The sequence below is a fragment of the Aquimarina atlantica genome (assembly GCF_000626715.1).
In the GTDB taxonomy this organism is placed as follows: Bacteria; Bacteroidota; Bacteroidia; order Flavobacteriales; family Flavobacteriaceae; genus Aquimarina; species Aquimarina atlantica.
In genome coordinates, this window is the sequence record NZ_AQRA01000001.1 from 516,297 (window position 1) to 531,088 (window position 14,792).

Consider the following 14,792-nt stretch of genomic DNA (forward strand, 5'->3'; position numbering starts at 1 on the left):
GTTGTCATACAACAATAAATAAGCTGGGAAACTAATAATTATATTTTTTTTATACATTTTTCACATTTTATAATCTAAATTGTGGCAATGATTTAAAAAGAGGCTTATTAAAAACTAATTTTAATTACTTTATGAAAACTAAATTCATTTATTCACTTCTAATTTTTACAATGTTTTTTATGGCATGTAAGACAGAAAAAAAACCTGATTTAGAACTAGAACCCTATAAATCTATAGAAGCTCCTGTAGCCAAAAAGGTAGCCGAAGAGTTAAAAGCGCATGGAGATACACGTATTGATAATTACTTCTGGATGCGTCTAAGTGATAAGCAAAAAAATGCCGAAACACCTGATGCACAAACTCAAGATGTACTGGATTATCTTACAGCAGAAAACCAGTACAAGGATGAAGCAATGAAACATACAGAAGGTTTACAGAAAAAATTGTATGATGAAATTGTAGGACGTATTAAAAAAGACGATTCTTCTGTTCCTTATAATGATAATGGTTATTCATATTATACTCGATATGAAAAAGGTATGGATTATGCTTTATATTGCCGTAAGAAGCTTGAAGACGATAGTGAAGAAGAAATCATGCTTAATGGGCCAGAACTGGCAAAAGACCATGCTTACTATGCAATAGGAAGGCGATCTGTAAGTGCAGATAATAAACTTTTGGCCTATAGTGTAGATACTGTTTCCCGACGTCGTTATGTAGTTTATTTTAAAAACTTAGAATCAGGAGAAATGCTTTCTGATGAGTTAAAAAATACAGGAGGAGGAGCTGTATGGGCAAATGACAATAAAACTGTTTTTTATGCCTCTAAAGATCCTATAACACTTAGACAAGATAAAATATATAAACACGTATTAGGAACAGATCAATCTGAAGATGAGTTAGTTTTTCATGAAAAAGATGAAACCTTTAGCTGTTTTATATTCAAATCCAGGTCAGATAAATATCTTATGATTGGTAGTAGTCAGACACTATCTACAGAGTATCGATATCTAGATGCCAATACTCCTAATGGTGAGTGGAAGATTATTCAGCCAAGAGAAAGGGATTTAGAATATGATATTGATCATTATGGTGATCATTTTTACATCAGAACAAATCTTGATGCTAAGAATTTTCGTTTAGTAAAAACACCTGTTACAGCTACTACCAAGGAAAACTGGACAGATGTTATCCCACACCGTGAAGATATTTTACTTCAGGATTTTGTACCCTTTAAAGAACATTTGGTTTTACAAGAACGTGTTAATGGGTTAAGGACCATTCGTATTATGAAATGGAATGGTGATAATGATCATTATATCGAGTTTAGTGATCCGGCATATGTGTCGTATCCTACTACTAATCTAGATTTTGGTACTAATATTTTACGATATGGATATACCTCTTTAACAACTCCTAATAGTACTATTGAGTACAATATGGATACCAAAGAACAAAAAGTATTAAAAGAGGAAGAAGTAGTAGATCCTAATTTTTCTAAAGATAATTATGTATCAGAACGTCTTTATGCAACAGCAAGAGATGGTGTAAAAGTTCCTATTTCTTTAGTATATAAAAAGGGAGTAGAAAGAAATGCTAACACTCCTTTGTTACTGTACTCTTATGGTTCTTATGGTAGTAGTACTGAGCCGTTTTTCAGATCCAGTATGCTTAGTCTATTAGATAGAGGTTTTGTATATGCCATGGCACATATTAGAGGAGGACAGGAAATGGGTAGACACTGGTATGAAGATGGAAAACTTCTTAAAAAGAAAAATACATTTACCGATTTTATTGATTGCGGAGAGTTTTTGGTAAAAGAAGGTTTTACAAGTGCAGAACATATGTATGCAATGGGTGGTAGTGCCGGTGGTTTATTGATGGGAGCAGTGTTAAATATGAAACCCGAACTATGGAATGGTGTTGTAGCAGCTGTACCCTTTGTTGATGTGGTTTCGACTATGATGGACGAGACTATACCACTAACCACTTTTGAATTTGATGAGTGGGGAAATCCTAAGAATAAAGAATATTATGAGTATATGAAATCGTACTCTCCTTATGATAATGTTGAAGCGAAAGCATATCCAAATATGTTGATCACAACAGGATATTGGGATAGCCAGGTACAATATTGGGAACCTGCAAAATGGATTGCCAAACTACGAGAATTGAAAACCGATGATAACCTTCTCATCATGGATTGTGATATGGAAACAGGCCATGGAGGGGCTTCTGGGCGTTTTCAACGTTACAAACGTACTGCTCTTTCTTATGCCTTTATGATGGATCTTGAAGGAATGAAGGAATAAATTGTAGTAAATAAAAACAAAAAGCCAGTAAGAGAATATTCTTACTGGCTTTTTGTTTATGTTCCAATTTTAGCACTTTTAGAATAACAAAGAACTACAAATCAGATATATTCGTTTTGTAATTTTCTCCGATAGGAATTTCAATAGTATCAATCTCAATATCCTGTTTTGTATATGCTGTAATTTTATCACGATTTACGATGTAAGAACGATGTGTTCTTATAAATCGTTCATCCAACCTATCTTCAAAAGCCGTTAAGCTATATTTTATAAGTCGGGTTTTAGTAGATAAATGAATCTTAATATAGTCTTTTACACTTTCTATATATAGAATATCATCATAGAGGACTTTTACTTGTTTTCGATCCTCGCGTATAAAAATAAAATCATCCTTTTTTGGGGTAATCTTTTCGATTTCGGTAGCAGCTGATCGTGTATTTTGTAGTGAAATAAATTTTTCGATTGCCATAAAAAATCTACTAAAAGTTATAGGCTTTAAAAGGTAATCTACAGCATTCAGTTCAAACCCATCAAGAGCATAATCTCTATAGGCTGTTGTAAATATTACATGAGGCTTAACAATAAGGTTTTTAAAAAAATCTGTGCCTTTTAATACAGGCATTTCTATGTCGAGAAAAAGTAAATCAATTGATTGTTGTTGTAATATTTTACTGGCTTCTATTGCACTATTGCAAGATGCCACTAATTCAAAACCATCTAACTGTTTTAAATGCGTTTCTATTAGCTCTCTGGCTAATTCTTCATCATCTACTATTAAACATCTATACATTATTTAGCTTCCAAAATTAAATGAACACAATATTTATCATTTTCTTCTTTAATATCCAAAGAATAATTATCTCCATAAAGTAAATCTAATTGTTTTTGAACATTACTTAATCCAATACATTGTTGATTTTTATTTTCAGCAGATATTGTTGATTTAGAATTTTCAATATTAAAAATAATATGATGGTTATCCGAACTAATTGTAATTGAAATAAAAGCTTCCTTTAGTTCTTGAGTTACACCATGTTTAAAAGCATTTTCTATAAAAGTTAACAGCAACAAAGGAGCTATTTTTGAATCCTTTGCACTATTATCTTTAAAAGAAATACGAACTCTGTTTCCGTACCGTATTTTTTCTAAAGCAATATAATTTTCAATCAATTCAATTTCTTTTTGAATAGATACAAATTTGCTATTGCAGCGATATAACATATAATCCAAAATATCAGATAGTTTTTCAATCACTTCTGGTGCCTGATCTGATTTTTTTATAGCCATAGCATACAAATTATTTAGTGTATTAAATAAGAAGTGCGGATTTAATTGATTTTTCAAAGCAGTTAATTCAGCTATTTTTTTCTGCTCATTCATTTTTAAATAATTCTGTTGGTTTTTATAAAACCTAAACATCAAAAGTAGGGCAGTAGGAGTTAAAAATTTAATACTCTTACCCAAAAAAACCGAAAAACTTAAGAGTCTTTCCCAAAAAGATTGTTTCGCATAATGTTGAGCTATTGGGCTGTAGTAGTCAAAATACCTTACATCATAATAATATATTCTATAATATATATACATGGCGTACATAACAAATAATAGAATAATCAACCATAGAACAAACCAACCTGTTTTTCCTTTATTCAAAAAATTTGGTACCAAATAGTATAGACAAGTGTATGCTATTAGTATTTGTATGGTAATGAAGATGATATAAGATTCAAATAATTGTAGATAGCTACCATTATAATTATCAATATTAGCAGATAATGTGAAATACAAGAATATACCTATCCAGAACAATACGTGTCGTACTGCAGATTTATCAAAGTATGTTTTTAAAGACTTCATATACCAAATAGCAAATATAGTTTATACAACTTGCATAAAGATTATTTATCTACCAAGCTAGTATTTAGGGCTATAAATAGGCCAAAATTAACCACAAAAACCTAAAAAGACCTTAATAGACTAAATTTCTTCCTCGGTCTACTTTTAAAAAAACGTAAGAATTTCAACCATAGTTTTGGCTAAACTTAAAAGATACAAAACCATGAAACGTACATTTTTTATCACGCTCCCATTTTGTTTGTTATTTGTTTTATCTCAAAACGAGATAACCAATCATGATAATATTATTACAAATAACGATACGCTTTTTTATACAAGTTTAAACAGAGTAGCCAAAACAAACCAATCCTTTTCAGAAAAGGAAATGATTGAAAAAACGCTTAATAATTATATTCAAGGAAGTTCCTATAATGAATTAGAAAAACTAGAAAGTGCCTTTGCAGATGATGCATCTCTATACCTTACAGTAAAAGGGACATTCAAAAGATTAACTCCTACAGATTATCTCAATTTTTTTAAAAATAAGAAAAAAGGAGTCTATAACGGACGAACAGGAAACATTCTATCTATCGAGGTATATGGTGATATCGCTACAGCGAAAGTCGAAATTTTTATTCCACAGAGAAAAACAAAGCTTATGGATCTTTTTTTATTGAAAAAGCTAAAAGGTGATTGGAAAATAATTACTAAAACAGCTACAAAGCTATAGTTTCTAAATTTTATATATGAAGAACATATTTTTGATAGCACTTTGTTTTCTATCTGCTTTACATACTCTAGCACAAACAAAAACCATTCAATTTAAAAAAGCTATAATCACTGTAGATGGCCAGTTAGATGAACCTATTTGGAAAGAGCTTCCTGAGCATTCGGGTTTCTACAATTATATGCCAATAGATGAAGGCCTAGCAGAAAATCAAACCTCGGTACAACTATTTCATAATGGAGAATATTTATATGTAAGTTTAATTTATAATGATACCACATCAAGAACACAGGTTAGTTCTTTAAAACGAGATGTTCCTATTGGATTAAGCGATGGATTTGCCATGGTTTTAGATACACAAAATCAACAACAAAATGCGTATTATTTTTCGGTAAATAGCTACAGTACACAAATAGATGGCATTGTAGAACGTATTAATGAAGGATACGATTTTAGCACAAGTTGGAATACCATATGGAAAGCTAAAGCCTTTATGAATGGTAAGCAAAAACAATATGAAATAGCTATTCCCTTAAAAGCATTAAATTTTGATGCGAATAATGCTGTTTTCGGAGTTCAGTTTTATGTTAGAGATATTAAAAATAATTCCTGGACTATTTTAAAAAATGTAAAACGTAATTATCGCCTTTTTGATTTGCGGTTTACCGAAAAAATGACCGTTGAAGCTTTACCCAATACATCAAATTCTCGTTTTACTGTAACACCATCTATTACTGCAAACTATCAAAACGATGTTGTAGAGGATGATACAGAAACGACAGTTAAACCAAGCCTGGATGTACAATACAATGTTACCTCTTCTCTTCGGTTAGATGCAACGATAAATCCTGATTTTTCGCAAATAGACATTGATCAACAAGTAACAAACCTAACCCGATTCTCAGTTTTTTTCCCAGAAAGACGTAACTTTTTTCTCGAAAACTCTGACCTGTTTTCAAATCTGGGTGCTGATGGCGTAAATCCTTTTTACTCAAGACGTATCGGAGCAAATTCAGATATTCAATTTGGGTTAAAATTATCAGGAAATGTATCTCCAAAAACCAGAATCGGGATTCTAAACGTACAAACCGATAAAGAAAATGAAATCGCTTCAGAAAATTTTGGAGCCCTTGTTACCGAACAACAGTTATCTAAAAACTTTACAGCAACCGGTTTTTTTATCAATCGACAACAAACCGATAAATTTGAATTCACAAATGACTATAACCGAGTAACAGGTGTCAATGTAAATTATAAATCTGATAATAATAAATGGCTTGGTCTGGCAAATTTTGGAAAAAGTTTTACTGATGGAATTTCTAAAGACAATAACTTTTATAATGCAGGGATTTGGTTTAATAAAAGAGGATTAGAATGGAATGCTTCAATCAAAAACGTAGGTAAAAACTATATCACCGATGTTGGTTTTACACCAAGATTGTATAATTATGATGCTATTAATGATGTTGTGGTAAGAGAAGGATATACCCAAACTACAGCAGGAATAGAATATCAGAAATTTTATGAAAAATCAAAAACAATAAACTCTGTTCGTTATTTAAATTATAGTAATGACACCTATTTAGACGAACATGGTAAATTGAACCAGTCATCACATTTTTTAAACTCTGCTATATTTTTTAAAAATCTATCGGCTTTATATTATGTATTTCGATATGAGTATGTTGATTTAAAGTATGGTTTTGATCCATTAGGAAATGGTAATTCGTTAATCCCGGATAAGTATCGCTTTGGGATTTTAAGAATAGGGTACAACTCGGCTAATAATCAAAAATTTAGATATCGTTTTAATATGAGTGCAGGCAATTATTATAGCGGAAAAAGAGTAGCTGGAGGAACGTATCTAAATTATCAATTATTACCTTTTGCAAACCTAGAACTAAGATATGATATTAATAAAATTGATTTAAATCTATTAGGAAAAGAAACTTTTCATTTAGCTCGTTTTACGGGGCAAGTTTTCTTTTCTAATCGATTAAACTGGACAACCTATGTACAATACAATACACAACGAGATAATTTTAACATCAATAGCAGGTTACAATGGGAATACAAGCCTTTATCATATATATATATGGTTGTTTCTGACAATTATAATAAAGATATTGCCCGCACAAACTGGGGAGTCGCTTTTAAAATGAATTATCGTTTTGATTTTTAATCATTGATTTTTTATATAACAATGTAATTACAAAACCAACACACAAAATTTGAAATAATAGCAGCAATTAAAGAAAAAAGAATAGCAAAATGTATATAAAAGGTTACACGTTAACATCTAATTTGTAACCTTTTTTAGAGTTATATAATTACTGCAATTCATAAATAGTTACTTGCCAAAAGTACGTATATTTGCCCCATCCTACATTTTTAAAATTACAATACACCTCATTTAGAATATTTAGGAATCATTTTCAATATAATTGAGTATTAAGAATAAGAAAATTACACTGGTGAAAGTATTTATTTCTCTAATCTTACTGGTTTTTACCTATTCTCTTAGCTTAGGACAGACCAAAAACGATGATCCGGAAGGGAACTTGTCTCAACGTTGGCAAATCAATAATGATACTATAAAACTTTTTAAGATAGTGCCATATAAACCTGTTTATTTCTTGCTGGCTAATTATACTTCAGATATAAATAATCAACCCTTAAGCGATAATCCGATAAATTCTGTAGATGAACCTTCTGATTTTACAAATACCGAATTAAAATTTCAGCTTAGTTTTAAGACCAAGGCAATACGAAATATATTTGGTAAAAAGATTGGTGGCGATTTGTGGGTTTCTTATACGCAATCCTCACGATGGCAGTTATATAGCGCACATATTTCTAGACCTTTTAGAGAAACTAATTACGAGCCAGAGTTCATGTTAACCTTTCCTACGACTTATAAAATATGGGGATTAAATGGTGTATTTGCTGGCATTGGTATTAATCATCAAAGTAATGGAAAATCAAATCCTTTATCCCGAAGTTGGAACAGGGTTATTTTGCAGCTTGGGTGGGAGACTCCTTCTTTAAGCATTGTCTTGAAGCCCTGGTGGCGTGTACAAGAAACTCCAATAGAAGATAACAACCCGGGAATAGAGAATTATGTAGGGCGTGTTGAACTTTTATCTGCGTTCTCGAAAGGAAGACACGATATTAGTATAACAGCAAGACATTCCCTACGAGGAGGGAGTAGAAATCGAGGTAGTATTAGGTTAGATTATGCGGTTAAAGTGTTAGACTTACTACAAATCCATGCCCAGGTATTTCATGGGTATGGAGAAAGCCTTATTGATTATAACCATAAACAAACTACTGTTGGAATTGGATTATCTCTTTTGCAATGGAGGTAGCAGTGCAAGTAATTGTTTAATTATTACAATTGATAAAAATATAAACTGTCTGATTATATTTTCATAAAAACCTCTATCTCTGAAGTATACTTATATGAAACTATAAAGTAGTTGACAGGAGCTCTTTTACTTTAAAATAATTTACTATCTTTTCATACGTTTATAGATCATCTAATATAATCAACCAAGACCTCCCTATGGAAATTTTCTCTTCTTACAATGTTATTATAGGAATTTCGCTTATTATCATCTTATCCTTTATTTTTAATGGAGTTGCCAAAAAAACTAATGTTCCTGCAGTACTATTATTAATTATTCTGGGGATTATCATACAATATATTCTTAAAGCTTTTGGTGGAGATACCATTGATTTTTTTCCAATGCTTGAAGTATTAGGTATTGTAGGATTGATTATGATTGTTCTCGAGGCCGCCTTAGAATTAGAATTAAAAAGTGATAAACTTATGCCAATTCTCAAATCTTTGGCTATTGCATTAATAGGATTGGTCGCTTCTACATTTATAGCTGCTGTAATTTTAAAAGCATTAGTAAAAGGAATGACAATGCAATCTGCCTGGTTGTATGCCACACCATTATCGATATTATCAAGTGCAATTATTATACCCAGCGTATCGTCATTACCCATTGCAAAAAAAGAATTTCATATCTATGAAAGTACATTTTCTGATATTCTGGGGATTATGTTGTTTTATTTCCTTACCGGAAGATTAAACCCTGCAGAAGATTCGGGAGTAGGTGGTTTTTTTCTTAACCTAATTCTTACTATTGTAATTTCACTAATAGCTAGTTATGCGATTATTCTGATATTTCAGAAGATCAAAAGCCAGGTAAAGCTATTTTTACTTATCGCAGTACTATTGCTATTATATGCCTTAGGGAAAAAAATGCACTTATCATCATTAATAATTATTTTGATCTTTGGATTGGTTATTGCCAATATGAAATTATTTTTTCAAGGAAAACTTAGAGGATATCTTCATCTCGAAAAAGCAAAGTCTATTTATCATGAATTACATGTAATTACTGCCGAAACAGCCTTTGTAGTACGTACATTATTCTTTGTGATTTTTGGGATAACTATTGTACTTTCTTCTTTATTAAGTTTAAAAGTTACGCTGATAAGTCTTTTGATATTAATCTCTATTTATGCTATACGATATGGGTTGCTACGCCTTTTTATGGGAAAAGATATTTCACCACAATTATTTATAGCTCCAAGGGGGTTAATTACAGTACTCTTATTTTATGCTATTCCTGCTGAAGCTGCAATTGAAGGATTTGAACCGGGAATATTATTATTTGTAATTATAGGTACCAGTCTAATTATGACCGGTGGGATGATAAGAGATAAAAAAATGAATCCTACTCAAGAATTAGAAACAGCAGAGGCTAATGAAAGCATAGAAGAAACCGAATATTTTATTAATAATACAACAGATTTAAGTGAAATTGATGATGCTTTACCGTCATCTGATGAACATGAAACCGAATAATGAAACGTTTACATCGATTAACTGCCATATTAGTAAAATTACAATCTAAAAAAGTTGTTCAGGCAGCAGAATTAGCAAATAAATTTGAGGTGAGTTTACGCACCATATATAGAGATATGCAAGCACTCACCGATGCAGGAGTACCAATTGGTGCCGAAGCAGGCACAGGATATTACCTGGTAGATGGATATTCTTTACCACCTGTTATGTTTACAGAAAAGGAGGCAAATGCACTACTTACTGCTTCCAAAATCATAAAAACCAACAATGATCAATCCTTGATTAATGAATATCAAGAAGCTATAGATAAGGTAATTGCAGTGCTTAAATCGACGCAAAAAGAAAAACTTAAAATTCTCGAAGAACGTGTTTTTACGTATAATACGATTGTAGCTCGCACAAGTACCTCTTTATCCGTTATTCAACAAGCGATTACAGACTTTAGAGTGCTCGAAATCCAATACACCAAAGCATCTGGAGAATATAGTAAAAGATTAATCGAACCACTTGGTGTGTATTTTACTAACAATACCTGGATTATGATTGCGCATTGTAGATTAAGAAAAGATTATCGCGAGTTTAGAACAGATCGTATTCTTAATCTTATTGAAACTCAAGAGCTTTTTTCTCCAAAACATTTTAGCCTAGAGGATTATTACAAAAAAAGAGCAGAGGAGTGTAATTTTTCAACTTTTCCAAAAGAAAAATACTACTGACATAGGGTTGTCACAGGTGTGATTTAGTTTTGATGAAAATCATAAATCATAAACAATTAATCCTAATCATTATGATAAGCCTATTGTTTAATTGTGCAACAAAACCAAATCAAAACCCTGTATTAATGAAAGCCAGAAGTAAAGTAGTAGAAGTCGTATTATTTGAAGTTAATCCCGGATACTCACAAAAAGAAGCTGAAAAAGCATTAGCTTCTTTAAATGATGTATTAAAATTATATTATGGATTTATTGAAAGAACCACAGCAAAAAATGGAGATGGTAAATATATCGATATTGTATATTGGAGTGATATGAAATCTGCCAAAGATGCCGCTACAGGAATTATGAAAAATGATATAGCAACTTCTGCTTTTAGTATCATTAAACAAGAATCCGTTCAGATGCATCACTTTGATACATTTAATCACTTTGAAGAATAATTCTTTTTTTAATTATAAAACACCCTCTTCGATCGAAGGGGAGTGAAAAATTTACTGTTTCTATCTTATTACTACTATTTTTTTACATTTGAAAAAGTATATTACTCACATATTATTGTTATGATCCCAGAACATATTCTTAATAGAAAAGGAGCCAGGAGTTTTAAAGACCTTGATGATGAGGTTATATCTTATCTAAATAAAGGATTGATCCCAACGGCAAATCTTATGGAGTGGCTTACAGTAGACCAATTGGCACTCTTAAAAAAAATCCTTGATGATATAAAAAAACCAGATTGGTATGATAGTTTCTATGAAGCAGTATCTGCTCAAAAAAAACCTTCTGCTAATGCTAATACCAAAGTTATAGGAACGACGTTTCTAGAACTAAGCAATGATCAAAGTATTATCGATTACCTTTCTAATCATATTTCTGATGTTCCCAGATGTTGGGCTAGCTATTGGGTAGGTCTTAGAGAAAGTAAAATTGATAAAAAACTCGAAGCTATTGCTCCCTATGCAGCAGATGTACACTTTGGGGTTAGAGAAGTAGCCATATTTTCCTGTAAAGAAGGGATTATAGAACATCTTGATATAGCTATTGATATTTTATCCGAATGGACTTCTAGCAATGATGAGAATATTAGACGATATGCGGTAGAAGCTACGCGCCCCATAGGTGTTTGGACCAAAAAAATAGACGAACTCAAAGAACATCCGGAAAAAGGAATCTCCTTATTAGATCCTCTTAAATCTGATCCTTCTAAATATGTTAGAGATTCTGTGGGTAATTGGCTCAATGATGCGAGTAAATCCAGACCAGAATGGATAAAAAATGTATGTTCGAGATGGGAAAAGGAATCTACTACCAAAGAAACGCGCTATATTCTAAAAAAAGCATTACGTACTATTAATAAGTAAAGTTCTTTGTTACTATAAAATAGTCGATTTGTTACTTTTTTACAGGATCTTATTTTAAGATACTAATTATTAGAAAATGATATAATCTAACCCATTCTATTGCGAATTCTTCATCGAATATTGATAATGAAATTTTTTGGTTATTTTTTTATTAAATAATCATTAACACTGCTTGTTTTTGAGATTATCTCAATCGGTATCTATTGGGTTTTTCATAGTTTTAAATGATTTTTAAATCAATAAAAACAGATTAAAAAAATAGGTTCGTTTTATTCATGAATATTTTTCATATAAGTTTTGAATGTTATCCCATTGCCAAAGTTGGTGGACTCGCAGATGTTGTAGGTGCTTTGCCAAAATATCAAAATAAAATGGAGCTAACAACTAGTGTTATAACTCCGTTTTATGATAATCAGTTTGTCAAAAATTCGAAACGAAAAACTATATACAAGAGTACAATACAGTTAGGAGAAATTACTTACCCATATCGTATTGAGAAAATACAATCTCCAGATATTGGGTTCAATGCCTATTTAGTATATATCAAGGATATATTAGACAGACCAAATGTATATAATTATGAAGATGATGCAGAACGATGCATTACTTTTCAATTAGCGGTTCTGGACTGGATAACAGCTCTAGAAAAGGTGCCTGATATAGTTCACTGCCATGACCACCATACTGCATTAATTCCGTTTTTGATGACTCATACAAATCTGTATATAAATCTTCGGGAAATACCTACCGTTTTAACCATTCATAATGCACAATATCAGGGACAGTTATCTTATGATAAATTACATTATTTACCTGTTTTTGATAGAGAAAAAATAGGACTTCTAGATTGGGATAACTGCATTAATCCTTTGGCTTCAGGAATAAAATGTGCCTGGAGGGTAACTACGGTTTCTCCTAGTTACATGGAAGAACTGCAAGAAAATGCAAATGGCCTGGAAGGGCTTTTAAGACATGAAAGAAAAAAATGTATCGGAATCCTTAATGGAATTGATACCCATACCTGGGATCCTGAGACAGATTCAATGATAATCAGCAATTATCAAAAGACTAACGTAGTTTCTGGTAGGCAGGAAAATAAAAAATGGATTTGTAACCATTTTAGTTTAGATATAGACAAACCTCTTTTTGGTTTTATAGGACGATTGGTAGGAGAAAAAGGAGCAGATTTATTGCCAGACATCATTAAAGAATCATTACATACTACCGATATAAATATTATCGTTTTGGGCTCGGGAAATTCTGAAACCGAAGAACAATTGCAGGTATTACAAGAAAAATATGCTGGTAGATATAATGTATACATTGGATATGACGAAAAATTATCCCACATCATTTATGCAGGAGTAGATTTTTTATTAATGCCATCTCGTGTAGAACCTTGTGGCCTCAACCAGATGTATGCATTACGATATGGTGCTATTCCAATAATTAGAAGAATAGGAGGGCTTAAGGATACAGTTATAGATATAGGAGAAGAAGGTTTTGGGATATGTCATAATAATGCTTCTGTACAAGATGTTTGCCATGCAATAGAACGCGCAATAACCCTGTATAACGATCAAAAAAAATATAAAGAAATACAAAAACAAATTATGAAAATCGATCACTCATGGGATCGATCTGCTCATCAATATATCGACATATACGAATCACTAAGACCATAAAATGATCAACAAAAAAGTTCTAGCCATTATTTTAGGAGGAGGCCAGGGAACCCGATTATCCCCTCTTACAGATCAACGATCTAAACCTGCAGTATCTATAGCCGGAAAGTACAGACTAGTAGATATTCCAATTTCTAATTGTATACATTGTGATATAAAAAGAATGTTTGTGCTTACCCAGTTTAACTCTGCATCCTTAAATAGGCATATTAAGAACACTTACATTTTCAGCAATTTTAGCGATGCTTTTGTTGATATTCTTGCAGCAGAGCAAACCCCAGATAATAAAACATGGTATCAAGGTACTGCAGATGCAGTACGCCAATCGATGTATCAATTATTAAATCATGAGTTTGAATATGCGTTGATATTATCTGGTGATCAGTTATATCAAATGGATTTTAATGAGATGCTAGATGCTCATGTAGATAAAGGAGCCGACATATCAATTGCAACTATACCTGTTAAATCTAAGGAAGCTACCCAGTTTGGTATCTTAAAAACCGATGAGGATAGTTTTATCTCTTCTTTTGTAGAAAAACCAGATCTAAAAGAACTTTCTGGATGGGAATCTGAAGTGAGTGATGAAATGAAAAATGAAAATAGACACTATCTGGCGTCTATGGGGATTTATATTTTTAACAAACAACTCCTGATCGATATTTTATCAAACCCTGATACTATTGATTTTGGAAAAGAAATCATTCCCCAGGCAATTTCAAAAAATAAAGTACTGGCATATCAATATGAAGGATATTGGACAGATATCGGAAATGTACCCGCTTTTTTCGAAGCAAATATTAACTTAACCGATGATATTCCTCAATTCGATTTATTCAATAAAGAACATTCGGTGTTAACCAGACCGCGCATACTTCCTCCTTCAAAAATTTCAGGTACCCAATTAAATAGATCTATGATTGCAGAAGGTTGTATTATCAATGCTAAAGAAATAGAACGTTCTGTAATTGGTATTCGTTCCAGAATAGGAAACGATACCATGATTAAAAACACCTATATGATAGGAAGTAATACCTATCAGAATATAGCTGAATTAGAAAATGATCGAAAAAATGGAGTTCCACCTATTGGTGTAGGAGATCGATGTTCTATTACCAATACCATTATCGATAAAGATGCCAGAATAGGAAACGATGTTGTTATTAACGGAGGTATGCATCTCGAAGATACCGAACAAGATTCGTATGTAATACGAGAAGGTGTTGTGGTAATTAAAAAAGGAACTGTAATTCCCGATGGGTTTAAATTATAATAG

General features: G+C 31.8%; 12 protein-coding genes. 10 read left to right on the top strand and 2 right to left on the bottom strand.

What is annotated here, in order from left to right; translation table 11 throughout:
• The first annotated feature begins 179 nt into the window (after nucleotides 1–179).
• Nucleotides 180–2,312 carry a S9 family peptidase gene (locus ATO12_RS02260; protein WP_051575615.1) on the top strand — a complete coding sequence of 711 codons (2,133 nt, stop codon included), beginning with the start codon at nucleotides 180–182 and terminating at the stop codon, nucleotides 2,310–2,312.
• A 94-nt stretch (nucleotides 2,313–2,406) separates the two neighbouring features.
• Here ATO12_RS02260 and ATO12_RS02265 read toward each other — a convergent pair whose 3' ends face one another.
• Together ATO12_RS02265 and ATO12_RS02270 are read right to left on the bottom strand one after the other, a co-directional pair.
• The gene (locus ATO12_RS02265; RefSeq protein WP_034238264.1) at nucleotides 2,407–3,102 is read right to left on the bottom strand and encodes a LytR/AlgR family response regulator transcription factor; all 696 of its coding nucleotides are present in this window, start codon (nucleotides 3,100–3,102) and stop codon (nucleotides 2,407–2,409) included.
• Nucleotides 3,102–4,166, bottom strand: a complete 1,065-nt coding sequence (locus ATO12_RS02270; protein WP_034238265.1) for a sensor histidine kinase — start codon at nucleotides 4,164–4,166, stop codon at nucleotides 3,102–3,104. Before ATO12_RS02270 ends, ATO12_RS02265 begins: the two co-directional genes overlap by 1 nt.
• Nucleotides 4,167–4,368: 202 nt before the next feature.
• On the opposite strand from ATO12_RS02270, the gene ATO12_RS02275 reads away from it, so the two are divergent.
• The 9 genes from ATO12_RS02275 to ATO12_RS02315 all read left to right on the top strand — a co-directional run bounded on the left by ATO12_RS02275 (nucleotide 4,369) and on the right by ATO12_RS02315 (nucleotide 14,789).
• Complete coding sequence (locus ATO12_RS02275; RefSeq protein WP_051575543.1) at nucleotides 4,369–4,875, top strand: nuclear transport factor 2 family protein; 507 nt, start codon at nucleotides 4,369–4,371, stop codon at nucleotides 4,873–4,875.
• Between the two features lie 16 nt (nucleotides 4,876–4,891).
• Complete coding sequence (locus tag ATO12_RS02280; RefSeq protein WP_034238268.1) at nucleotides 4,892–7,054, top strand: DUF5916 domain-containing protein; 2,163 nt, start codon at nucleotides 4,892–4,894, stop codon at nucleotides 7,052–7,054.
• Nucleotides 7,055–7,346: 292 nt separating this feature from the next.
• Complete coding sequence (locus ATO12_RS02285; protein ID WP_165583312.1) at nucleotides 7,347–8,240, top strand: phospholipase A; 894 nt, start codon at nucleotides 7,347–7,349, stop codon at nucleotides 8,238–8,240.
• 197 nt (nucleotides 8,241–8,437) lie between these two features.
• Nucleotides 8,438–9,754: a cation:proton antiporter domain-containing protein gene (locus ATO12_RS02290; protein ID WP_034238269.1), complete on the top strand. Its 1,317-nt coding sequence runs from the start codon at nucleotides 8,438–8,440 to the stop codon at nucleotides 9,752–9,754.
• Nucleotides 9,754–10,470, top strand: coding sequence for a helix-turn-helix transcriptional regulator (locus tag ATO12_RS02295; protein ID WP_051575545.1), 717 nt, complete (start codon nucleotides 9,754–9,756; stop codon nucleotides 10,468–10,470). The genes ATO12_RS02290 and ATO12_RS02295 overlap by 1 nt, the downstream gene beginning before the upstream one ends.
• 71 nt (nucleotides 10,471–10,541) lie before the next feature.
• Nucleotides 10,542–10,910: a hypothetical protein gene (locus tag ATO12_RS24545; RefSeq protein WP_131248752.1), complete on the top strand. Its 369-nt coding sequence runs from the start codon at nucleotides 10,542–10,544 to the stop codon at nucleotides 10,908–10,910.
• Nucleotides 10,911–11,030: 120 nt separating this feature from the next.
• A complete protein-coding gene (locus tag ATO12_RS02305; protein WP_034238270.1) occupies nucleotides 11,031–11,831 on the top strand; it encodes a DNA alkylation repair protein in 801 nt (266 codons plus the stop codon).
• 275 nt (nucleotides 11,832–12,106) lie between these two features.
• On the top strand, nucleotides 12,107–13,516 hold the full coding sequence (locus ATO12_RS02310) for a glycogen synthase (RefSeq protein WP_034238271.1): 1,410 nt from the start codon (nucleotides 12,107–12,109) through the stop codon (nucleotides 13,514–13,516).
• Nucleotide 13,517: 1 nt separating this feature from the next.
• Nucleotides 13,518–14,789 carry a glucose-1-phosphate adenylyltransferase gene (locus ATO12_RS02315; protein ID WP_034238272.1) on the top strand — a complete coding sequence of 424 codons (1,272 nt, stop codon included), beginning with the start codon at nucleotides 13,518–13,520 and terminating at the stop codon, nucleotides 14,787–14,789.
• Nucleotides 14,790–14,792 lie beyond the last annotated feature (3 nt).

Coding starts and splice junctions, on each gene's coding strand:
- ATO12_RS02260 (WP_051575615.1), top strand. CDS start 180: ATGGCATGTAAGACAGAAAAAAAACCTGATTTAGAACTAGAACCCTAT.
- ATO12_RS02265 (WP_034238264.1), bottom strand. CDS start 3,102: ATGTATAGATGTTTAATAGTAGATGATGAAGAATTAGCCAGAGAGCTA.
- ATO12_RS02270 (WP_034238265.1), bottom strand. CDS start 4,166: ATGAAGTCTTTAAAAACATACTTTGATAAATCTGCAGTACGACACGTA.
- ATO12_RS02275 (WP_051575543.1), top strand. CDS start 4,369: ATGAAACGTACATTTTTTATCACGCTCCCATTTTGTTTGTTATTTGTT.
- ATO12_RS02280 (WP_034238268.1), top strand. CDS start 4,892: ATGAAGAACATATTTTTGATAGCACTTTGTTTTCTATCTGCTTTACAT.
- ATO12_RS02290 (WP_034238269.1), top strand. CDS start 8,438: ATGGAAATTTTCTCTTCTTACAATGTTATTATAGGAATTTCGCTTATT.
- ATO12_RS02295 (WP_051575545.1), top strand. CDS start 9,754: ATGAAACGTTTACATCGATTAACTGCCATATTAGTAAAATTACAATCT.
- ATO12_RS24545 (WP_131248752.1), top strand. CDS start 10,542: ATGATAAGCCTATTGTTTAATTGTGCAACAAAACCAAATCAAAACCCT.
- ATO12_RS02305 (WP_034238270.1), top strand. CDS start 11,031: ATGATCCCAGAACATATTCTTAATAGAAAAGGAGCCAGGAGTTTTAAA.
- ATO12_RS02310 (WP_034238271.1), top strand. CDS start 12,107: ATGAATATTTTTCATATAAGTTTTGAATGTTATCCCATTGCCAAAGTT.
- ATO12_RS02315 (WP_034238272.1), top strand. CDS start 13,518: ATGATCAACAAAAAAGTTCTAGCCATTATTTTAGGAGGAGGCCAGGGA.